Raw genomic sequence first — 21584 nt, 5'->3', positions numbered from 1 at the left:
CCCATATTATTCATATCTTTGATATGAAAATACCTTTTCATATCAATTTGTGACCCTGCGGGTCATGCATGCTAATCTGCTGAAGAAAACTCCTGTTCAACCTCTATATCTTCCTCTTGCTGCTTCTTATAAACTAACTTAGAAAGCCATATGCTGAATTCATACAACAGGATAAGCGGGATGGTTACCATAATCTCAGAGATCAATTCCGGAGGAGTGATGGATGCTGCAATGATAAACAAAACGAAATAGGCATATTTTCTCATGCGAGCCAGTCTTCTGGGATTCACAATGCGCAACCTGGTTAAAAACATGGCGATAATTGGCAATTCAAACAGGATACCAAAAGGGATAATGATTCGGAACATAAAATTAAAATATTGATGAATACCATAGATTTCGTTGGCCCCAACCTGCTCTGTAATGGTTTTCATAAAGTCCACAATCATGGGGAAAATCACCCAATAGGAAAATCCAATCCCAAAGATAAAGAGGAATGTGGCAGCAGGAATAAACCGCAAGGCTATTTTCTGCTCATGTTTTTTTAAACCTGGTTTCACGAATGCCCAAATCTGATACAGGATAAAAGGGATAGCCAGGACCGTTCCGAGAATCATGGAAATTTTTATATAAACCGTAAGTGCATCGGATAATGCAAATACATTCCAGCTTAGCCCCCTTGCAGCAGGGGCATTTTTCAGATAATTCATCACTTTGCCAGAAAATACAAACCCGATGATAATGGCGATGGCATAAAAAATGATTGAATAAATGATTCTTCTTCGCAGTTCTTCCAAGTGTTCGGTTAACTCTAAATTTTTATCTTCCATATTTTCATCCTCTTTTAACTTCCAACCTCTTAACCTTCCATATCTCCTCAGAACAATTTGTATACACAAGAATTATTTTAGTAGGAAATGGTTCCTTGTTGATTTCCAACCCATGACTCACCATCTTCCCAAAATTCTTTCTTCCAGATGGGAACCATTTCTTTGATTCTTTCGATGGCATAACGACAGGCTTCAAAGGAATCATGACGATGGGGCGTCGATACAGCGATCACCACAGCGACATCAGATATCTCAAGATGTCCGATGCGATGAGTAATGGCAACCTTCGCGTCCGGCCATTTCTTCTTAATCTCATCGCCAATTTGTTTCATTTTCCTTAAGGCCATTGGAACATACGCTTCATACTCTAAATAAAGGGTTTTTTTCCCTTTGGTTAATTCTCTTACCGTACCTATAAAGCTATTGACCGCTCCGGCATCGGGGTGAACCACTTTAGAGATCACCTGTTCAATAGAGACCGGCTCCTCTGTAATCAGAAAATAATCCTCTTCCCCACCGCTTACTGGTGGTATAAGGGCCAATTCATCCCCTTCTTCAATCAACTCTTTATCATCGGCATATTCATGATTAACCGAGAAAAAACTTTGCCTGATTAAAGGTGCTGCATCAGGGTATTTCTCCATTAAGAAATTCCTCATCTCACCGAGATTTCTTTCTGCACCCCAATCCAATTCAAGTGTACCAGAACCGATGGCCTCCGCCAATCCGGCAAATAACTGGATGGAAACTTTCATCATTTTTCATCCCCCTTCTACTCCCATCTTTTTCTGTGTCAATACTTCCTGGTATACCAAATTAAAAATTGCGTCAATTTGCTCGATATGAAAACATGGGTAAGGAATATTCTCTATTCCTTCTTTCTCCCAATATACAACACCCTTCACCTGTTGAAGGGAATGTAACAGCACAAAGTCTTCCTGGTTCCGCAAGAGCACCATTTTGGGGAGAGAGGAACCTTTATATCCCTCCACCAAAATCACATCTACTCCTTCTATTTTACTTAACAATTCGCCCAAAGACCAATCATTTTCACGAAAGCCTAATATCGCCATGTTCCCCCGGGATGAGATGGAGACCACATCTGCCCCAGCCTGCCGATGTTTCCATGTGTCTTTACCCTCTCTGTCCATCTCAAAGCCGTGAACATCATGTTTTAAGGTAGCCACACGCCATCCCAAGATTTTAAATTTTTCTATGAGACGGCAAATTAAGGTGGTTTTACCACTGTTTGAATATCCTACCAGATTAAACACTGGAATCATATGAATAACCCTCCGGCATCTCCAACATGAGAACTGAAACTCGATCATTTTCATTGATCCCGCGGCCGCCTGCCGGAATATAGACCAAACAGTTGGCATCTTTTAGCGTTGATGTCACTCCCGCTTTATCCAATCCGACAGGTTTCACCCGAAATTGCCCCTCTTTTACATAAGCTTTTGCCCTTACGAATCGTGGATACGCAGAAGGCTTCTTAAAATCTCCATCCAAAAAGGCTTCCAACTTCAGCATATAGGGATGTTCTACCGACATCATCGACAAAATGGCAGGTCTTACATATAATTCGAATCCGACAAAACAGGCGGCTGGATTTCCTGACAAACCAAAAATGAGCTTCTTATCCCTTACTGCAAAGGTGGTAGGGCTCCCTGGTCTCATGGCAATCTTGTCAAAAACAATTTCTGCTCCAACGCGGGAAAATACGTCGATCATCACATCGTAATCACCCACGGAGACCCCCCCGGTGGTGATTAGGTAATCCACTTCTGTCAATGCATGCTCCACTGCTTTCACAGACTTCTCCACATCATCCTGGACTGGTTGAAAAATACGTGGTTCTGCTCCATATTTTATAAGCAACGATGCAACCATGTATGAATTGCTGTTGCGAATTTTTCCCGGTTTCAAAGATTGTTCCACTGATAATAATTCCGTTCCTGTTGCTAAAATTCCAACAACCGGCTTTTTATAAACGGGTACCTTTGCATATCCGAAAGTAGCCAACAACGTAATCTCCCCAGGACCAATACGGGTTCCCGATGGAACTAATGATTTTCCTTCGTGAATATCTTCTCCCCTTTTCGAGACATTCTGTCCCGGGGTAAACGATACAGGGATCTGTATTAATCCCTTATCCGGCAATTCTTTCACCATCTCTAACATGACAACTGCATTGGCTCCTTCGGGCATGTCGGCTCCTGTCATGATTCGTATGGCTTCTTTTTTTCCCACTCTTTTTGAGGCCAATTGACCGGCCCCGACCTCTTCAATTACCCTGAGGGTGATCGGATTTTCATGGGTGGCACCGATGGTATCCTCCGAACGAATGGCAAACCCATCTAATGGAGAGCGATCCCTAAAGGGAATATCATGATCGGCAATCAGGGGTTCTGCCAGGTAGCGACCATAGGCTTCTTCTATAGGAACTTGTTCAACCTTCATAGGATGAATAAATTGCATCACCTTTTCTACTGCTTCCTCAACCTTAATCACGTTTCGGGGTCGTATCATTTTTTTCCTTCCCTTCTCTATCTTCCATGATCTGAATAATTCGTTTATAATCTTCGGGGCTATTCATATTCATGAATGATTCGGCAGAAAAGCCTTTCTTTTCTATGGTATCCGGATTGAGATACTTTACATTTGCTGCTTCAAGCAGTCCCAGCATACGAGGTTTTTTTGCCTCTAACAGTTGCTGAATAACGGGCAGACATCTTCGATGATACACTCCGTGAAGAGGATGAATTTTTCCATCATGGCCAATGGGAACTACCGCATCTGCTCCCTCGGCCTTGGCAATTTCCACCATCCACTCTAAAAAAGTGCCCTGTAAAAAAGGCATATCACAGGCGACCACAATGTGATAAGAAGATAAACTTCCTTTCATTGCCGTGAACATGCCAGCCATCGGACCCATTCCAGCTACATGGCTTTCATCTGCTTTCCAAACCACTTCTCCAAAAAGCCTGGCATAATTGGAACGAGACATATCATTCACACTAACTGTAACCTTATCTGACACCTGACGAAGAGTATTCAAGGTTTTTTGAATTAACGGGGTCCCTGCAATTGGAAGAATGGTCTTGTCCATCCCCATGCGGGAGCTTCTGCCCCCTGCCAAAATCACACCATGAACAGAGGCTTTTCGATACCATTGAGCCCACTCTTTGATGCACATTCTCGCGTTGTGAACGAGAAGAGAAATTTCTTCAGCAGTAGCATCATCAATATGAATTCCGACTGAAATAAGAACGGAGCCGTCAACCAATGGTTGAAGGGATCGAATTGCCTCTTCAGCCAGCGATTGTTCCTTATGATGGGGAAGAGAGTAAGAATGAGATACTTCCATTTGGTTTTGATAAAAAGATGACAAGGCAATTGCTCCAATATGGGGTTTAGTTCCACCATAAAGATGAAAGACCAAGTCATCCCCTTGATGATAGCCTTCCAAAACGACTTGATATTTTCCCTCACCATGTGCAATCTGCTTCATCGAACGCCTCCATTTTTTATCCTCATTCTAACCTCTCGCCTCTATTTTACAATGAAAAATATCACAGTAATTTTCAAAAAGTATGAATAATTTTTGACAGATTCACAAAAACGCTAGAGTGAAATTCTTAGTGGCGGTTAATATAGTCCATAAGATAAGACCATATCTCATCCCTGCCCTGTGCAGTTTCTGCAGAAAATAGAACACCCGGATCCTGTTTGTTCATTTCTAAAGTTTCTTTCACGATTTTCATATGTTTTTGCCATTTTCCCCTTGGAATTTTATCCGCTTTTGTCGCTACAACCAGGGTAGGAATCTGATAATGTGTTAGCCAGCGATACATATCCTGATCATCCTTCGTTGGAGGATGACGGACATCGATGAGTTGGATCACCAGTCGCAATTCCTTTCGATTTCTCAGATAAGACTCTATCATTCTTCCCCATTCTTCTTTCACTTTTTTAGATACTTTGGCAAATCCATATCCCGGCAAATCAACAAAATAAAAGGATTGATTAATCCGGTAGTAATTCAGGGTTTGGGTTTTACCGGGTTTCGAACTAGTCCTTGCCAAAGATTTCCGCCGAATAAGACAGTTAATCAGGGAGGACTTTCCAACATTTGAACGCCCGACCAGAGCAATCTCCGGCAGGGCGTCATTTGGATATTGATTTGGAGAAACGGCACTGATTACAAAATGAGCATCCGTTATTTTCATTTCTTTTTATCCACCAATGCATGTTTTAGTACTTCATCCATGTGTTTTACCGGAATAAAGGTTAAATCCTTTCTTACAGATTCAGGAATATCATCAATATCCTTCTCATTATCAGCAGGCAAAATGACCGTTTTTAATCCCGCCCGATGGGCGCTTAATGCTTTTTCTTTTAATCCTCCAATGGGAAGAATGGCACCCCTCAAAGTAATTTCCCCAGTCATACCAACTTCTCTAGAAACTTTCTTCCCAGTTAATGCTGAAACGAGGGCCGTTGCCATCGTGATCCCAGCTGATGGTCCATCCTTTGGAATTGCCCCTTCAGGAACATGGATATGGATATCATGTTTCTCATGAAATTCAGGATCGATCTGAAGGGCTCCAGCCCTGGATCGAATATAACTAAAGGCAGCCTGGGCAGATTCCTTCATGACATCTCCCAATTTTCCCGTTAATGTCAATTTCCCTTTACCGGACAAGACAGTCACCTCAATGGTCAAGGTATCTCCTCCCGCTTCGGTCCAAGCAAGACCTGTTGCTGCACCAAGAAGATCCTCCTTTTCGGCAGTTCCATAGCGATATTTGGGTTTTCCAAGAAGCTGCTCTACGGTTTTGGGTGTCACGATCACCCTCTTCTTTTCACCGCTGACGATAATTTTTGTTGCTTTACGGCAAATGGAACCAAGCTCCCGTTCCAGATTCCTTACTCCCGCCTCTCTGGTATATTGACGAATCACCTTAACTAAAGCTTCTTCTTGAAATTGCAGTTTATCTTTGGTCAATCCGTGATCTTTCATTTGTTTGGGAAGAAGGTAGCCTTGGGCAATTTTTAATTTCTCCACTTCTGTATAACCGGAAATATATAAAACTTCCATACGATCCAGCAAAGGTCTTGGAATGTTGTGAACAGCGTTTGCTGTCGCGATAAACATCACTTTAGACAAATCATAGGGCTCTTCGATATAGTGGTCACTGAAGGTGTGATTTTGTTCAGGATCCAATACCTCTAACAAGGCAGCTGATGGATCCCCTCTAAAGTCACTGGCCATTTTATCGATCTCATCCAAAAGAAATACTGGATTTACCGTTCCGGCTGTTTTCATTCCCTGAATAATTCTCCCTGGCATAGCTCCCACGTAGGTTCTCCGGTGTCCTCGTATTTCCGCTTCATCCCTTACACCTCCAAGGGATATTCGAACAAATTTACGTCCTATCGCTCTGGCTACTGAGCGGGCTATGGAGGTTTTTCCTACACCGGGTGGTCCGACTAGACAAAGTATTGGGCCTTTTAATTTTTCCACCATTTTTTGAACAGCCAGATACTCTAACACTCTATCCTTTGCTTTTTCCAAACCATAATGGTCCTCATCAAGGATTTTTTCAGCGTGTTGAATATCTAGGTTATCTTCTGTTCTTTTTCCCCAAGGGAGTTGAAGAAGCCAATCCACATATGTTCGAATGACACTTCCTTCTGCCGATGTAGCAGGCATTTTCTCCAGTCGTTCAATTTCTTTTTCCGCCTTTTGTTTAATGATATCTGGAGCATCGGAAGCTTTGAGCTGCTGGCGAAGTTCTTCCACTTCCCCTGCACGCCCTTCCTTTTCACCTAACTCCTTTTGGATGGCTTTCATTTGCTCACGCAGATAATATTCCTTTTGGGTCTTTTCCATCTGTTTCTTGACGCGCTGGCCAATTTTTCTTTCTAATTCCAGAACTTCCCTTTCATTATTTAGAATGTTAAGGAGTTTCTCCAGTCTTAACCTGACATCGCTGGTTTCCAAAATCATCTGTTTGTCCTTCATTTTTAGTGACAGATGAGAGGAGATGATATCTGCCAAGCGCCCCGGCTCTTCAATGTCTGAAACAGTAGCTAAAGTTTCAGGGGAAATTTTTTTGGATAGCCTGATGTACTGTTCAAAATGATGGAGAACCGCTCTCATCAGGGCCTCTGTTTCTGGATTAACCTCTTCTTTGTCAGGAAGCTCTTCAATTTCTACTAAAAAGAGCTCATTCTCATTTGTATAGCGAATAATTTTTGCCCGGTGTAATCCCTCCACAAGAACTCTAATTGTGCCATTAGGCAGCTTTAACATTTGCCTTACCATCGCAATGGTTCCTACTTTATAAATATCTTCGGCAGTGGGTTCTTCAATATGGACCTCTTCTTGAGTGGAAAGCAATATGAGATTATCTCCCACCATCGCTTGCTCTAAGGCTTTAACAGATTTCTCCCTCCCAACATCCAGATGGAGCACCATGCCTGGATACACAAGTATTCCCCTTAATGGCAAAAGAGGAATCTGTTTTGTCTCTATTTTTTTTCCCATCCATAAGCACCTCCGAGACGTTTGAACAATTCCATTTTATTCTATTGGTTATCCTTTGTCCAATAATGAAGTAGTTCAACTGATACTAAACAGATGCGGAAGAAGCGCTTAATACATCGCTTGTCGCAGGAATAAGACGGGGTTCCTGAGATTTCTTCTCCAATCTTATCGCATGTTGAAATACATCAAGCAGCCATTCCACAGGAATGATTTCAATATCCTTTATCTCTTTAAATATCTCCTGGAAATTTTCCCTTGGAATGATCACCTTCTTGGCTCCAGCTTGTCTGGCGGCCTCCACCTTTGCTACAACGCCTCCGATGGGCTTCACCCGCCCATGGATGCTTAACTCACCTGTCATCGCGACAAAATTATCCACCGGCACTTTCTTTATCGCGGAGTAAATGGCCGTAGCCATCGTAATTCCGGCCGAAGGTCCGTCAGCAGGAGAGCCCCCGGGAAAATTAATGTGCAGATCATAATCATACGGATTTACATCTGTACCTCGCAGTACCGTTAATACATTCTCCACAGATCCCTTTGCCATACTTTTTCTTTTAAGAGTACGTCCTCTTCCACCAATCTCCTCTTCCTCCACGACTCCAGTAATGTTTACCCTGCCTGCTCCTGGCACAGCCGCTGGAATAGCCGTTACCTCAATTTCCATAATCGCACCCATATTAGGGCCAAATACAGCCAATCCATTGACCAAACCAATCTGAGGTTCCTTTGGTACTTTCTTTTCCGGACGTGGTGAGATTTGACTGCTGTTTACCACCCATTCTATATCCGAGGCCAGAATCATTTTTCTTCCTTCCGATAAAGCGATTCCCGCTGCAATTTGAACGACGTTGACCGCTTCCCGTCCATTGGTGGCATATTTTTTGATCACCTGAACAGCCCCTGGCTCATATTTAAATGCAACTTTTTCAAATGCCCGCTTCGCAATAACACCAATTTCATCGGGAAGCAACCTCCTGAAATAAATTTCCAGGCACCTTGAACGCAAGGCAGGCGGCAGTTCATCGGGAGTTCTGGTGGTGGCTCCCACCAGACGGAAATCTGCTGGTAATCCGTTTTGAAAAATATCATGGATATGAAGTGGAATATTGGTATTTTCTTCACTATAATACGCACTTTCCAGATAAACCTTCCGGTCCTCCAATACTTTTAACAGTTTATTCAACTGAATGGGATGAAGCTCTCCAATTTCATCAATAAACAGCATTCCCCCATGGGCTTTCGTGACCGCCCCTGGCTTAGGCTGAGGAATACCGGCCATTCCCATGGCACCCGCCCCCTGATAAATGGGATCATGGACTGACCCGATCAGCGGGTCGGCAATCCCTCTTTCATCAAATCGTGCAGTTGTAGCATCTAATTCTACAAATTTGGCATCCGGTCGAAATGGAGATAATTCATTTTTTTTGGATTCCTCCAGTACTAATCTAGCCGCTGCTGTTTTTCCCACCCCGGGGGGGCCATAAATAATCACATGTTGAGGATTGGGGCCGCACAAAGCCGCCCTTAAGGCTTTGAGTCCTTCCTTTTGACCAATAATATCATCAAAGGTTGTCGGCCTTGTTTTTTCATTAAGGGGCTCAGTCAACGAAATAGAGCGAAGCCTTTTCAACTGCTCCATCTCTTTTTTTGATTCCCGGTCAACAGCCGTTTTGCTGTTTCTTTGATTTTGCAGCAAATTCCAAAAATAGAGGCCGATGATCACGGCAAAAAATACTTGAATAAAGGTAAGCAAAATGGTCCAATTCATTGTTTTTCCTCCCAGCCATACATACTATACATGTGGAACCAAAGATTCACACGTCTGCTAATCGAGTTCGTTTATAGGACACTTAGTAGCCTCAAAGCTTAATTCGAACTCCAAGGCTGTCCTTAGGGAATTCTTTAGTTCCGTCTACATACATTTGTCAACCATATCTAGTTGTAGTATTGCCGAGAGAGAAGAGGAGTAAACAAAAAGGACGGGGATTTCCCAGTCCTTAAGCACTTTCTTCTTGCGGATTTATTTTTAGCAGCCGCCCATCCTTTGTCGTCAACTGTGGCAGCAATTTATGGGTGACCGTTTCTTTGGTAATCAGACATTTTACAATATCATCCCGAGAAGGCAGATCATACATCACATCTAACATAATGCTTTCTATGATGGAACGAAGTCCCCTTGCCCCTGTATTTCGCTTGATCGCCTCTTTGGCAATGGCCTGAAGGGCATCCTTCGCAAATTCCAGTTCCACTCCATCCATCTCCAACAGTTTCTGATATTGTTTCACTAAAGCGTTTTTAGGTTCAGTCAAAATTCTGATAAGGGCCGATTCGTCCAATGGCTCCAAAGTGGAAATAACGGGGAGACGGCCGACAAACTCAGGAATTAAACCAAATTTCAATAAATCCTCCGGCAGTACCTTGGAAAGAAGTTCGCCGGATTTAAAATCCCCTTGTCCAGTGGCATCGGAACCGAATCCAATTACCTTTTTCCCCAACCGTCTTTTGATGATTTGTTCAATTCCATCGAAGGCACCTCCACAGATAAACAGAATATTGGAGGTATCAATTTGGATGAACTCTTGATGGGGATGCTTTCGTCCTCCCTGGGGCGGAACACTGGCAACCGTTCCTTCCAATATCTTAAGCAATGCCTGCTGAACTCCTTCACCGGAAACATCCCTAGTGATAGAAGGATTTTCTGACTTGCGGGCGATTTTATCAATCTCATCTATATAGATAATCCCTTTTTCCGCTTTCTCCACATCATAATCAGCTGCCTGAATCAATTTTAACAAGATGTTCTCAACATCTTCCCCTACATAACCAGCTTCTGTTAATGATGTTGCATCAGCAATGGCAAAGGGTACATTTAATATACGAGCTAATGTTTGTGCCAGCAATGTCTTTCCACTTCCAGTGGGACCCAATACCAAGATGTTACTTTTTTGCAGTTCAACATCCTCTATTTTTTGGGAGGAATTAATTCTTTTGTAGTGATTGTATACAGCCACAGACAGGGATTTCTTCGCCAGTTCCTGCCCGATTACGTATTCATCAAGAATTTTTCTGATTTCCGCAGGTTTTGGGACTTCCCTTATGTCAAAATCCTCATCGGTACCTAACTCTTCTTCAACGATCTCGGTACACAATTCGATACACTCATCACAAATATACACTCCGGGCCCGGCAACTAATTTTCTCACCTGTTCCTGGGATTTGCCGCAGAAGGAGCATTTTAACTGCCCTTTTTCGTCGTTAAATTTAAACATACCTTATCACCCCTCCTTATTTGATATCGTTACGGGTGATCACCTCATCAATAATTCCGTATTCCTTAGCTTCATGAGCACCCATAAAATTGTCACGGTCTGTGTCCCTTTCAATCTTTTCTAGAGGTTGACCCGTTCTTTCTGATAATATTTGATTGATTTTGGCCTTGGTTCTTAAAATCCAATCCGCATGGATTTTAATATCGGTAGCTTGACCACGTACCCCACCCAAGGGTTGGTGGATCATAACCTCGCTATTTGGGAGGGCAAACCGTTTCCCTTTTGCTCCAGCCGCAAGTAGGAAGGCCCCCATACTCGCAGCCAGACCAATACAAATGGTCGAAACATTTGGTTTTATGTACTGCATGGTATCATAGATCGCCATCCCTGCCGTAATAGAACCTCCAGGAGAGTTTATGTATAAACTGATATCCTTCTCCGCATCTTCAGCAGCAAGAAAGAGAAGTTGTGCTACAACCACATTGGCAACATTATCGTCGATGGGACTCCCTAACATTATAATCCTGTCCTTCAATAAACGTGAATAGATATCATATGCCCTTTCACCCCTATTTGATTGTTCCACTACCATTGGTACCAAATTCATGCTCGTTCCTCCTTTTCCAATAATTAGGCCATCTGTCAAAAGCCTTGGCAAAACAAGGCACGATTTACTCGTGCCTTGTTGAATATCACGCCTGGTACAGTTTATGCCACAGATTTACTATGTTCTACAAGTAAATCAACTGTTTTTCTGATGAGTAAATCACTTCGAAGGCTGGCCATGCCATCCTTTCCATTCAGTATTTTCTCAATCTCTTCTTCACTTCTCTTATAAAGCTCAGCCATCCGAGCAATTTCAGCTTTCATATCCTCCTCAGAAACTTCCACATTTTCAGCTTTGGCGATGGCTTCCAAGGTTAGATTAATTCTTACCCTTTTTTCGGCATCCTTTCTTAATTGTTCCCTTAAACCAGCTTCATCTAAACCTGTATATTGATAATAAAATTCTAAATTCATACCCTGCATCTTCAGGTTTTGTTCAAAATCCTTAATCATGTGGTCTACCTCATGTTCAATCATCACAGCGGGAATTTCAATAGTGGCATTCTCCGCCGCTTTTTCTACGACAGTATCTCGAATATAATGTTCTTTTTCGTGTTGGGCCCTTTCTTCCAATTTATTCTTGATGTCAGCCTTCAATTCTTCCAAAGTGTCAAATTCGCTAACATCTTTTGCAAATTCATCATCTATGGCAGGAAGCTCCTTTCTTTTGATATCAAGGACTTTTACCTTAAACAATGCTTCTTTTCCGGCCAAGTCTTTTGATTGATAATCTTCCGGGAAAGTGACTACAATATCCTTTTCATCACCGGTTTTACAACCGATCAATTGATCCTCAAACCCCGGAATAAAGGTTCCTGATCCAATCTCTAAAGAATATTTTTCCGCCTTTCCACCTTCAAAAGGTTGTCCATCAATAAACCCTTCAAAATCAATATCAACAAAATCACCTGACTCTACCCGACCATCCTCAACAACAACCAGCTGGGCTTGACGTTCTTGCATGGACTTCAATTCATCTTCAATCTTTTCTTCGCTGACAGAAAAATCTTTTTCAGGAACTTCTAAGCCCTTGTATTCCCCCAGTTCTACTTCAGGCTTAACCGTTACGGTTGCCTTAAAAACGAGGGGTTTTCCTGCTTCCAATTGTTCAATGTCTACTTCCGGACGGTCAACCGGAAAAATATCAGCTTCCTCTACAGCTTCCCCGTATGCACGAGGTAGCAGGATATCTAATGCATCCTGATACAAAGATTCCACACCAAAGCGGGCTTCGAAGATTTTACGCGGTACCTTTCCTTTGCGGAATCCTGGGACATTTATCTTGTGAACAATTTTTTTAAAAGCCGCGTCAAGGGCCTTTGCTACCTGTTCTTCATCTACTTCTACGGAAAGAATCCCTTTGTTTTTTTCTGTTTTTTCCCAACTTGCTTTGACCATGGTTATGCTCCCCCTCCTAGAGAATCAAAAATCAGTTTATGTAAGATAATTAAAAGCATATACACAATTATAACCACTTTATTATAACATAAACCAACTTGAATTCAAGAGAAGAAGGAGGTTCCGCTTTTTGTAAATTCTATTGTCAATGGATCTTTTTGGGAAAGACAATCGTAAAGGTTGTCCCCTCTCCCACTTCGCTCTCTACGGAAATAGTTCCTTTATGAGCTTCAACAATGGCTTTGACAATGGCCAATCCAATTCCCGCTCCTCCATATGAACGATTTCTTGATTTTTCACCTCTAAAGAAACGCTCAAAGATATGGGGAAGATCTTCTTTGGAAATCCCCGAACCATTATCCTTCACGAGTATTGTCACTTCTGAATTGCTCTCTTTTGCCAATATGGTAATATTACCATTTTCAGGAGTGAATTTATAGGCATTGGACAAAAGGTTCAGCAGAACTTGAGTAATGCGGTCTCCATCTCCCATTAACGTAATTTGATCGTCAATTATTACGTTTACATTCATCGGTTTATGGGACCATTCACTTTCCAGAGTTTGTACCACTTGATTGATCAGTTCATTTAGATGAATGGGTTGAATGTGCAGTTGAACTAGAGGATTCTCGGCCTGATTCAACTTTTCAATATCTCCCACCAGACGAATCAGTCTCATCACCTGTTGCTGACTACTGTTTAACCTCTCTTTTGTCGGTTCCCAAATTCCATCCTGAAAGGCTTCCAAATGACTCCTTAAAGTTGCCAAAGGGGTTCTTAATTCATGGGCAACGTCTGCCATCAAATTTTTTCTTAACTGTTCCTGCCTTTGCAAGGTGTCTGCTAAATGGTTAAAGGCATCCGCCAGTTCTTTGATTTCACCGGTTTTTTCTTTAATATGGACCCTTTCATTCAAATGTCCAAATCTTAGATGATTGGCTCCCTTTTTGATCTCCAACAAAGGTGCTGATAGCTTCCTGGATAAAAAAAAGCTTAGCGCTAACGCAACAATGGAAAAGAGGACCACTAAAATTAGCATCGATTGATTAAAGGAACGAATAAAATTTTGATCTAGAATAGACCAACCGGATTGACGGGTATCAAACGAAAAGTAGATCTCCCCAACCTTCTTATCATCAACAACGACTTCTTTTTTCACCACCAGCATATTTGGGAATTTATCCTGAAATTGCTCCATGGACATGTTCGCGCCCATACCCATTCCAAAAGATGACCATACTTCATTTCCATTCTGGTCTACCATCATAATATCCATGTCTTCCATCATCGCTTGATGGGCTAAAAACATGACGGCTGATATCGTCCAACTGCCGCTGCTTTTGAAGATATTTTTGGATTCATTGATGATTTCCTCCATCTTTAACTCTTTTCGTTCATATAGGTAATTCGTAAATGACTGTTTGATTAGATAATTGATACTTAACGATGTTGAAGCTAGGATAATCAAAGTAATCCCCACAAAAGCAACAGCAAATCGGGTGGTTAATTTATTCCACATCAAGTTTCCACTCCAAACTTGTATCCCACACCATAAACGGTAACCACATATTTTGGATTCTTGGGATCTTCTTCTATTTTATGACGCAAGTTCTTGATATGAACATCAATCGTTCTCTCATCCCCGACGAAATCAAAACCAAAAATCGATTCTACCAGTTGTTCACGGGAATAAACGCGACCAGGTGACCTGCTTAAATGGACCAATAATTTGAACTCAACGGGAGTCAGATAAACGCTTTCTTCACGAAGGAATACCTGATGTTTCTCTTCATCAATCATCATTTCCCCCCGGCGAATGATGCTCCCTTCCTCCATTTCCTGTTTTCCTTTGGAACGCCTTAATAAACTGTATACCCTTGCTACCAATTCCCTTGGGCTGAAAGGCTTTGTCACGTAGTCGTCTGCTCCCAACATTAATCCAGAAATCTTTTCTTCTTCACTGCTTTTCGCTGTTAACATTAAGATAGGTACCTGTGAATATTGTCTGATTTTCTTGCATACCTCTTCACCTGAAATATCTGGGAGCATCAGGTCTAATATCATTAAATCCGGTTGAAACCGTTTGTGCAACTGAATGGCTTCCTTACCTGTCGAAGCAACAGATACTTGATACTGCTCCTTTTCCAGATAAGCCTTCACCACATCAGCTAACGTTTCTTCATCTTCAACCAGCAGGATTTTTTCCTTCATACTTTTCTTCCCTTCTTTCTATAAGATTCGGAACAAAAGATTCATTACTGTGGGCGGAACTAAAGAATTTTCTGCATCTATAATTTCATATTACTACGATTTTAACCATCTTTTGTGAAGAAGTAATGAAATCATTCTTACAAAAAGAAAAAATGTCCGATATTCGGACATTTCATTTATGTAAAGATATGGCGTGCCTGGAGGGATTCGAACCCCCGACTCTCTGCTTAGAAGGCAGATGCTCTATCCAGCTGAGCTACAGGCACATCATGTTTAGGATGGAGCGGGTGATGGGAATCGAACCCACGCATTCGGCTTGGAAGGCCGATGTTCTACCATTGAACTACACCCGCAAAAAATGTGAGAATTGCAGATTTAATAAATTTGCCTCAAAAAGAAAGTCACGAAAGTTATTATATTCATTTTAAGAACAAAAGTCAACCATTAAACCATGTTTTTTTACTTCCTTAATAGGAAGTGTCCACCAACGGATGATACGATCTTTCCATTTGGCTGGTAATAGCTAACTTCTACCTCTTTCTTATGTTGGTCCATTACCTTCAAGACTGCAAAGGTGGGTACAGAAAATCCCCTGGGCAGAAGCAAACTTCCCGGATTAATAAATAAGACACCCTTTTCCTGAAAGCATACCGGGAAATGGGAATGACCGAACATCACCACATCTGCGTCTAATTCTTTGGCGCGATAAAAGAGCTTTGTAAACCCGGACTTCACTTGATACAGATGTCCATGGGTAATAAAAATTCGGAACCCAAACCAGGTAATGATCTTTTCATCGGGTATTGAATCATCCGTATCGCAATTCCCTCTGACCAATTCCATTTTGTTAAACGGAAATTGTTCCTTGTTCGTACATAAATCCCCGCAATGGAAACCCTTGGAGAAATGCAAAGATTTGGCAATTTGGACTACATCGGAAGTGACTCCGTGGTTATCGCTAACAATTAGTGCAATCATCTCCTAAGCCCTTTCTTTTATGGAATAAAGATGAAGCCAATGTTCCTTCATCAGAAGTTGCTCCAGCTTCTTTAACGCTTTTCCCCGATGGCTGATTTTATTCTTCTGCTCCTCTGACATTTGTGCCATCGTTACCCCCCATTCGGGCAAGTAAAAATAGGGATCATAGCCAAATCCATTTTCGCCCTTCGGCGTCAAGGTAATAAGTCCTTCACAGGTTTCTTCCACTACCATTGTTTCTTTGCCGGGGATGGATAGAGCAAGAGCACACACATATCGGGCTGTCCTATTCACCATACTTGTCTGATTCAGAAGGGAAATTAGTTTCGCGTTATTTTCCTTATCTGTAGCTTGGGGGCCAGCAAATCTTGCAGAATAAATTCCGGGGTCACCACCAAGGGCATCCACCTCCAAGCCGGAATCATCAGCTAAAGCAGGTAGACCATATGTACGGGATATGGTCTCTGCTTTTTTTATGGCATTTTCGAAGAAAGTTTGTCCATCTTCAATAATGGTTGGCGGATTTTCCATTGAGGACAAGGGAATCGTCTCGATCGACAATTTGGAAAACATTTTCGTAAATTCCCTGATTTTTCCTTTATTCCCAGTTGCCAGTATGATTTGTGTTTTCATGATCTCTCTCCCTTTCTTCCCATCTATAGGTACGCAACTAAACGCTCATGGCCCTTCGGATCACAAATTGATATGAAAATGTTCCCCCACCTTCGTTAATCTTCGAAAAACTTAGAAGTGGGAGACTCTTGGCGGATTATGTTAAATTTCCTTACTTCCTATCTTTTGGGAGATCTCTCCAAGGGATTCCTTCTGGATTTGAATGAGTTCCCTTATTCCCAGCTTGGCCAAACTTAATAAATCCTCCAGCTGGTCAGAGGAAAAGGGGGACTCTTCCCCTGTGCCTTGAACTTCCACATATTTATCATCGCCAGTCATTACAATATTCATATCTACCTTGGCCTGTGAATCCTCTTCATAGGACAGGTCGAGATAGACTTGATCCTGAATAATTCCCACACTGGTGGCAGCCAGGAAACTGGTAACCGGCAGAGCCGGAATGGTTTCCGATACCACGAGTTTGTTCATCGCCTCTACCATGGCAATGAAGGCTCCAGTAATGGAAGCCGTCCTCGTACCGCCATCTGCTTGTATTACATCACAATCCAACCATATGGTTCTTTCTCCTAATTTCTCTAGATCGACTACCGAACGCAATGCCCGGCCAATTAAACGTTGGATTTCCATCGTTCTGCCGCTTAGTTTTCCTTTTGATGACTCCCTTTGATTTCTAACTTGAGTTGCCCTGGGCAACATGGAATATTCAGCAGTAACCCATCCTTTCCCTGATCCCCTCATAAAGGGAGGTACCTTATCTTCAATGGTTGCTGTACAGATCACCCTCGTATCTCCAACCTCAATCAATACAGAACCCTCAGCATGCTTTATGTAATGATTGGTAATATGAATCGGCCTTAATTGATTGGCGCTTCTTCCGTCCACTCTCATCAAAAAATACACTCCTTACTTTTTCCTCGTCTTCGCCATTATAGCATATCCTGTTTTTATTTTTTATAACAAAAAAGAGGCAGTAGGATAAAAACCACCTCACCGTTTAGAGGATGTTCAAATTTGAACAGACCCTTCTTAACGAATTGTCTGCGGGTATCGCTTTTTTGATTATGAAGAAGCGGGATTAATCCACTGGGGTCTAGTCACTGGTTTGGAGAAATCACTGGAATCCGTGGTTACAGTTGATTCCCCATTTACTTCAACAAGCACCTTGTCAGCCTCTGTATTCTCAGTCAGTGTAAGAACGATGGATTTGATTACATCGTCAGATGCTTTCCCGGAATCAAAACTTAAAATGGTTTGATCAAAATTGGCTATGGCTACATTATTATCCAAAACAGCACTTAACAATTTGGTTGATGGTAAAATTCCGCTGAACAGATTGCTCCCCTCTTTTGGACCCATAATCAACTGATTTAGAGAGTCCCTGACGATATCTGTACTACGGGGAATTAAACGGGTAACCGGAACATAATATGTTCCGTCTCCCGAAGGAGTATCAGCTTGAAAGTATAGGGTAACCGGCGTCGTTTGGCCGATATCGATATTTTCAGCCAACTCCAGATTAATCCCATTGGCTCTGCTAAGGGAATGAACTGGAGTTTTTGTAACCGGCATGACTTCTAATTCCCTTCCTTCCACCCAGATGGTTACCCGATTGATGGTAGGAAATTCAGTAAGGGACCAGGTGATCGCGTCTAAAATGGCCTTTTCTTCATCCGGTTGATAATTTAAAAATTCTTTGGAAAAATCGACAATGGCCAAACCATCCTCCTTGACAGACATCCCCAGGACTTGGGTTCCTTCTGGCAGAACCGCTTCAAATCCTTCAGGTAAAATGGACTCAACAGGACCACCCTTCACCATATAGCGCAATACTTGTTTGCCAATTCCTTCTACCTTGGGAATAGACATGGTTTGTGGAACAATGTAACCATTCATATCCTTTAAATAAATGACTTGTTGAGTGATCTGCAGCTCTTCATTACTGATCACTGTCGTTCCATCGGTTTGACTTATATCAATATTTACTTCGGAAGCCTCTTGTTCCTGAAGAGGCGGTGGATCAATGGGTTGGCTGGTTACATTCTCTTCCGGTCCAAATAATCCACAACCAGATAAAACAAAAATCAACAGGAACAAAACAGCGGCCACTCTATATTTTGACTTGCCTAGCATGACTTCCCCTCCTCAAGGTGATTTTGTACTATTATGTATACGAGCCTTGAGAGGGTTTATTCATACTTTTTGTCCATCCTGATTAAATATTCTTTGTAAATTTTTCATTCCATACTATGATACACGAAATACGGTAGAGCGAACATGTACACGCATTTCCAGCCATGCCTCTGCCATTTTTTTGAAATGAACAACGGGTCCGCTGGTATAAAATAAATGGGAGTTAGTAAATTCTTCAAAAGATAGGAGTTGCTTCTCTTTTAACAGCTCTTTTACTTCTTTTACTGTCTCTTCAGCGGAGCTGATCAAGGTTACCTGATTACCCATCACTTCCTGGATCAAAGGAGCAATTAATGGATAGTGAGTGCAACCAAGGATTAAGGTATCCAAATGTTTGTCTCGAATCGGCCGAAGGGTTTCAGCCACGATATTTAAAGCCTGAGATCCGGTTAATTGCCCTTTTTCAACAAGGGATACAAATAGCGGACAAGCCAACTGAATCACATTTAAATTAGAATTGATTTCTTTTAGCGCTCTTTCATAGGCTTTACTGTTGATTGTTCCTTCCGTTCCAATGACCCCTACCATTCCATTTTTTGTCGTTTGCTCGGCTGCCCGTGCTCCCGGCCGGATAACTCCTATAACCGGAATATCCACATCCTGTTTTATATCCTCCAAAGCATGGGCAGTCGCTGTATTGCAGGCAATGACCAACATTTTTATGTCAAATTCCAATAAATACCTGACAATCTCGAGGGTAAACCTTTTTACCTCCTGGGGAGGACGAGGTCCATAAGGACAGCGTGCGGTATCCCCAAAATAAACGATCCTCTCGCCAGGTAGCTGCTTCATGATTTCTTTGACAACCGTCAAACCTCCAAGACCTGAATCTAAAACTCCTATCCCTTGACTCACACAAGTTTCCCCTTCCTCTAGATTCTCTGCTTTCCATTATGTTATTCATTGGGGAATTCTTTGGTTTCATTCTCCTTTGTATGGAATCTCATTTTCCATTTCACGATATAGCATAGTTAGTACCTTTTCGATGGATTCTACATCCTCTTCCGTCAAATGACCCAACACCTCCCGAAGGTATTTCTGTCTTGCTTTTAGGACGTCATAAATAATTTCTTCGCCTTTTTCCAACAAATGAATTCGAACAACCCTTCGATCTTTGGTGTCCTTTACTCGCTTTACCAGTTGGTTATTCTCCATTCGGTCCACCAGATCCGTTGTGGTACTGCAGGCCAGAAACATTTTGTTGCTCAGTTCCCCAATGGTCATATCCCCTTCTTCCATCAGCCACTGTAAGGCAACAAATTGCGGTGGGGTAATGGGAAAATCACTTAAAATTTCCCTTCCTTTTTGTTTAATAATGGCACTGATTCTTCTTAACAGCCTTTCGATTTCATTCACTTGCTCGTCCCGACGTTTTATCCCTTTTTCGGTAACCATCGTTTCCTCCTGTACATCATTTTTGTCTACAATTATACAGATTTGTTAAAAAAACTTCCATAAAGGAGACCTATAGATGCAGAATTAAAGATTCACACGACCGCTTGTCGAGTTCGGCATAGGAAACTTACTTCAGGAGAAGAGTTCTTTCTTACCTAAAGTTTAGTTGTGCCGCACAGGACGTGCCAATGTCGACAATGAATCAGACGCTCCGTTTTTGTCGACAACTTTCCCAGGAGATTAACGCCACTTATCTCCTAGATCATAAGTGATAATTTTTCAGAATCATCATTTGGGATAAACTGAAAGGCCCTCTGCCTTAAAAAAGACAGAGGGCCTTCATTTGGTTCGGGATGGCTAAATTTCTAGTTCCCCGAGCCGAACCAATTCTACAACCGCTTGCGATCGACCTTTGACACCAAGCTTTTGCATTACGTTTGAGATGTGGTTTCTCACTGTTTTTTCGCTGATAAATAATTGTCTGGCGATCTCTTTGGTTGTCTTATCTTGGACTAGTAATTCGAATACTTCTCTTTCCCTGTTTGTTAACAACTGCTTAGCTTTCTGGTCATTACCCTTCAATCGTCCACCCCTCCTTGCTCGGGTCATCAAGTAGACAAGGCTAAGGGATATACAGTCAACATATTTTATGAGATGTAAAGGGCAGTGGTGCTTAAACCGCTTAAAATGGGCCTCAGCCTAACTAAAGAAAAATAAGACAGTCTATTTTCGGTCCGGGACAAAAAACTCAAAAACACCCAATAAGATAATAAATCCTGCAAATATTTTGCTTAAATAGGGTAAAGTAGGTCCTACAGCCAACCATGACCCGATGAACGCCCCAAACATACTGCCCAAGCCAATCCAAAATAATAAATGAACATTGACATTTTTTTCACGAAAGTGGGTAATAAGGGCAACCATGGCTATGGGAATAAAGGAAATCAGGGTGATCCCCTGGGCTGAAAGCTGTGAAATGGGTGTGAACAGAACAAGGGCAGGAATAAGCAACTTCCCCCCTCCCAGTCCCAAACCGGATAATATTCCCATCACCATTCCAAGAAGTGATAATAAAATCATAGAACTCATGACAGCAACATCCTTATTCCAGCCACCACCATCAAGATTGAAAAAAGGCGTTTCAACCATCTATTGGAAAATCGTTTTAGCAGCTTCGCACCTATAAACCCCCCCACCATTCCTCCAAGCATAAGGGGAAGGATCTCGTTCAAAGGAATCTGCAAATGATTTTTATAGATAAATATGCTGATCAGCGATGTGGGAAGGATAATGGCAATGGAAGAGCCATGAGCAATTTTTCGCGGTACCTGTATAAAATGAACAAGGGCAGGGACGAGCAAAGTTCCCCCTACCCCAATCAAACCATTAATCAATCCCGTTCCAATTCCAATGATCAATTGGAACCATTTCTTTGATAGGGTTACCAAATTCGTTCACCTCACCGTAAAATGGAATTAGTTCCATTTTTATAGGTTACCCTATCTTTTCTTCCGT

22 protein-coding genes and 2 tRNA genes are annotated in these 21584 nt (G+C 42.0%); all 24 read right to left on the bottom strand.

The features are described from left to right. Positions 1–71: 71 nt before the first annotated feature. The 24 genes from tatC to L1765_RS01275 all read right to left on the bottom strand — a co-directional run bounded on the left by tatC (position 72) and on the right by L1765_RS01275 (position 21517). Positions 72–830: a twin-arginine translocase subunit TatC gene (gene tatC / locus L1765_RS01395; protein WP_236403621.1), complete on the bottom strand. Its 759-nt coding sequence runs from the start codon at positions 828–830 to the stop codon at positions 72–74. Between the two features lie 77 nt (positions 831–907). Further along, positions 908–1585 (bottom strand): molybdenum cofactor biosynthesis protein, encoded by a 678-nt coding sequence (locus tag L1765_RS01390; RefSeq protein WP_329609976.1) that lies wholly within the window; start codon positions 1583–1585, stop codon positions 908–910. Between the two features lie 6 nt (positions 1586–1591). Then, on the bottom strand, positions 1592–2113 hold the full coding sequence (gene mobB / locus L1765_RS01380) for a molybdopterin-guanine dinucleotide biosynthesis protein B (RefSeq protein WP_236403618.1): 522 nt from the start codon (positions 2111–2113) through the stop codon (positions 1592–1594). Further along, entirely contained in the window at positions 2097–3344 is a 1248-nt protein-coding gene (locus L1765_RS01375; RefSeq protein WP_329609973.1) for a molybdopterin molybdotransferase MoeA, read from the bottom strand. The genes mobB and L1765_RS01375 overlap by 17 nt, the downstream gene beginning before the upstream one ends. Next, on the bottom strand, positions 3337–4344 hold the full coding sequence (locus tag L1765_RS01370; protein WP_236403611.1) for a molybdenum cofactor guanylyltransferase: 1008 nt from the start codon (positions 4342–4344) through the stop codon (positions 3337–3339). The genes L1765_RS01375 and L1765_RS01370 overlap by 8 nt, the downstream gene beginning before the upstream one ends. A gap of 127 nt (positions 4345–4471) precedes the next feature. Then, complete coding sequence (gene yihA, locus L1765_RS01365; RefSeq protein WP_236403609.1) at positions 4472–5062, bottom strand: ribosome biogenesis GTP-binding protein YihA/YsxC; 591 nt, start codon at positions 5060–5062, stop codon at positions 4472–4474. Next, complete coding sequence (gene lon, locus L1765_RS01360) at positions 5059–7386, bottom strand: endopeptidase La (RefSeq protein ID WP_236403606.1); 2328 nt, start codon at positions 7384–7386, stop codon at positions 5059–5061. Before lon ends, yihA begins: the two co-directional genes overlap by 4 nt. Positions 7387–7471: 85 nt before the next feature. Further along, entirely contained in the window at positions 7472–9157 is a 1686-nt protein-coding gene (gene lonB, locus L1765_RS01355) for an ATP-dependent protease LonB (RefSeq protein ID WP_236403601.1), read from the bottom strand. A 229-nt stretch (positions 9158–9386) separates the two neighbouring features. Beyond that, positions 9387–10658, bottom strand: a complete 1272-nt coding sequence (gene clpX / locus L1765_RS01350) for an ATP-dependent protease ATP-binding subunit ClpX (protein WP_236403599.1) — start codon at positions 10656–10658, stop codon at positions 9387–9389. 16 nt (positions 10659–10674) lie between these two features. Then, positions 10675–11265: an ATP-dependent Clp endopeptidase proteolytic subunit ClpP gene (gene clpP / locus L1765_RS01345; RefSeq protein ID WP_236403597.1), complete on the bottom strand. Its 591-nt coding sequence runs from the start codon at positions 11263–11265 to the stop codon at positions 10675–10677. 101 nt (positions 11266–11366) lie between these two features. Beyond that, the gene (gene tig, locus L1765_RS01340) at positions 11367–12662 is read right to left on the bottom strand and encodes a trigger factor (RefSeq protein WP_236403593.1); all 1296 of its coding nucleotides are present in this window, start codon (positions 12660–12662) and stop codon (positions 11367–11369) included. Positions 12663–12807: 145 nt separating this feature from the next. After that, a complete protein-coding gene (locus tag L1765_RS01335; RefSeq protein WP_236403589.1) occupies positions 12808–14181 on the bottom strand; it encodes a sensor histidine kinase in 1374 nt (457 codons plus the stop codon). Further along, complete coding sequence (locus L1765_RS01330; RefSeq protein ID WP_236403586.1) at positions 14181–14873, bottom strand: response regulator transcription factor; 693 nt, start codon at positions 14871–14873, stop codon at positions 14181–14183. Before L1765_RS01330 ends, L1765_RS01335 begins: the two co-directional genes overlap by 1 nt. 189 nt (positions 14874–15062) lie before the next feature. After that, a tRNA-Arg gene (locus L1765_RS01325) sits at positions 15063–15139 on the bottom strand. 13 nt (positions 15140–15152) lie between these two features. Then, positions 15153–15226, bottom strand: a tRNA-Gly gene (locus L1765_RS01320). A 106-nt stretch (positions 15227–15332) separates the two neighbouring features. Beyond that, positions 15333–15851, bottom strand: a complete 519-nt coding sequence (locus tag L1765_RS01315; protein WP_236403584.1) for a YfcE family phosphodiesterase — start codon at positions 15849–15851, stop codon at positions 15333–15335. 3 nt (positions 15852–15854) lie between these two features. Next, positions 15855–16484 carry an XTP/dITP diphosphatase gene (locus L1765_RS01310; protein ID WP_236403580.1) on the bottom strand — a complete coding sequence of 210 codons (630 nt, stop codon included), beginning with the start codon at positions 16482–16484 and terminating at the stop codon, positions 15855–15857. A 141-nt stretch (positions 16485–16625) separates the two neighbouring features. Continuing rightward, complete coding sequence (rph, locus tag L1765_RS01305) at positions 16626–17372, bottom strand: ribonuclease PH (RefSeq protein ID WP_236404000.1); 747 nt, start codon at positions 17370–17372, stop codon at positions 16626–16628. Between the two features lie 171 nt (positions 17373–17543). Next, entirely contained in the window at positions 17544–18614 is a 1071-nt protein-coding gene (locus tag L1765_RS01300) for a GerMN domain-containing protein (RefSeq protein WP_236403577.1), read from the bottom strand. Between the two features lie 114 nt (positions 18615–18728). Next, positions 18729–19529, bottom strand: a complete 801-nt coding sequence (racE, locus tag L1765_RS01295) for a glutamate racemase (RefSeq protein ID WP_236403574.1) — start codon at positions 19527–19529, stop codon at positions 18729–18731. Positions 19530–19595: 66 nt separating this feature from the next. Beyond that, positions 19596–20069, bottom strand: coding sequence for a MarR family winged helix-turn-helix transcriptional regulator (locus L1765_RS01290; RefSeq protein ID WP_236403568.1), 474 nt, complete (start codon positions 20067–20069; stop codon positions 19596–19598). 357 nt (positions 20070–20426) lie between these two features. Continuing rightward, positions 20427–20678: a helix-turn-helix domain-containing protein gene (locus tag L1765_RS01285; protein ID WP_329609972.1), complete on the bottom strand. Its 252-nt coding sequence runs from the start codon at positions 20676–20678 to the stop codon at positions 20427–20429. A 114-nt stretch (positions 20679–20792) separates the two neighbouring features. Next, positions 20793–21149, bottom strand: coding sequence for a sulfite exporter TauE/SafE family protein (locus L1765_RS01280; RefSeq protein WP_236403560.1), 357 nt, complete (start codon positions 21147–21149; stop codon positions 20793–20795). A 5-nt stretch (positions 21150–21154) separates the two neighbouring features. After that, positions 21155–21517 carry a sulfite exporter TauE/SafE family protein gene (locus L1765_RS01275; protein ID WP_236403556.1) on the bottom strand — a complete coding sequence of 121 codons (363 nt, stop codon included), beginning with the start codon at positions 21515–21517 and terminating at the stop codon, positions 21155–21157. Positions 21518–21584 lie beyond the last annotated feature (67 nt).

The organism is Microaerobacter geothermalis, assembly GCF_021608135.1.
GTDB classification, from domain to species: Bacteria; Bacillota; Bacilli; order DSM-22679; family DSM-22679; genus Microaerobacter; species Microaerobacter geothermalis.
This window is presented reverse-complemented; position numbering and strand designations above follow the sequence as displayed.

What these genes read in the sequence shown, in the direction of transcription:
- L1765_RS01300 (WP_236403577.1), bottom strand. Translation starts at nt 18,614, where the DNA reads ATGCTAGGCAAGTCAAAATATAGAGTGGCCGCTGTTTTGTTCCTGTTG.
- L1765_RS01290 (WP_236403568.1), bottom strand. Translation starts at nt 20,069, where the DNA reads ATGGTTACCGAAAAAGGGATAAAACGTCGGGACGAGCAAGTGAATGAA.
- L1765_RS01315 (WP_236403584.1), bottom strand. Translation starts at nt 15,851, where the DNA reads ATGATTGCACTAATTGTTAGCGATAACCACGGAGTCACTTCCGATGTA.
- lonB (WP_236403601.1), bottom strand. Translation starts at nt 9,157, where the DNA reads ATGAATTGGACCATTTTGCTTACCTTTATTCAAGTATTTTTTGCCGTG.
- L1765_RS01390 (WP_329609976.1), bottom strand. Translation starts at nt 1,585, where the DNA reads ATGAAAGTTTCCATCCAGTTATTTGCCGGATTGGCGGAGGCCATCGGT.
- rph (WP_236404000.1), bottom strand. Translation starts at nt 17,372, where the DNA reads ATGAGAGTGGACGGAAGAAGCGCCAATCAATTAAGGCCGATTCATATT.
- L1765_RS01370 (WP_236403611.1), bottom strand. Translation starts at nt 4,344, where the DNA reads ATGAAGCAGATTGCACATGGTGAGGGAAAATATCAAGTCGTTTTGGAA.
- clpP (WP_236403597.1), bottom strand. Translation starts at nt 11,265, where the DNA reads ATGAATTTGGTACCAATGGTAGTGGAACAATCAAATAGGGGTGAAAGG.
- lon (WP_236403606.1), bottom strand. Translation starts at nt 7,386, where the DNA reads ATGGGAAAAAAAATAGAGACAAAACAGATTCCTCTTTTGCCATTAAGG.
- clpX (WP_236403599.1), bottom strand. Translation starts at nt 10,658, where the DNA reads ATGTTTAAATTTAACGACGAAAAAGGGCAGTTAAAATGCTCCTTCTGC.
- yihA (WP_236403609.1), bottom strand. Translation starts at nt 5,062, where the DNA reads ATGAAAATAACGGATGCTCATTTTGTAATCAGTGCCGTTTCTCCAAAT.
- tig (WP_236403593.1), bottom strand. Translation starts at nt 12,662, where the DNA reads ATGGTCAAAGCAAGTTGGGAAAAAACAGAAAAAAACAAAGGGATTCTT.
- tatC (WP_236403621.1), bottom strand. Translation starts at nt 830, where the DNA reads ATGGAAGATAAAAATTTAGAGTTAACCGAACACTTGGAAGAACTGCGA.
- mobB (WP_236403618.1), bottom strand. Translation starts at nt 2,113, where the DNA reads ATGATTCCAGTGTTTAATCTGGTAGGATATTCAAACAGTGGTAAAACC.
- L1765_RS01280 (WP_236403560.1), bottom strand. Translation starts at nt 21,149, where the DNA reads ATGATTTTATTATCACTTCTTGGAATGGTGATGGGAATATTATCCGGT.
- L1765_RS01335 (WP_236403589.1), bottom strand. Translation starts at nt 14,181, where the DNA reads ATGTGGAATAAATTAACCACCCGATTTGCTGTTGCTTTTGTGGGGATT.
- L1765_RS01310 (WP_236403580.1), bottom strand. Translation starts at nt 16,484, where the DNA reads ATGAAAACACAAATCATACTGGCAACTGGGAATAAAGGAAAAATCAGG.
- L1765_RS01330 (WP_236403586.1), bottom strand. Translation starts at nt 14,873, where the DNA reads ATGAAGGAAAAAATCCTGCTGGTTGAAGATGAAGAAACGTTAGCTGAT.
- L1765_RS01285 (WP_329609972.1), bottom strand. Translation starts at nt 20,678, where the DNA reads ATGACCCGAGCAAGGAGGGGTGGACGATTGAAGGGTAATGACCAGAAA.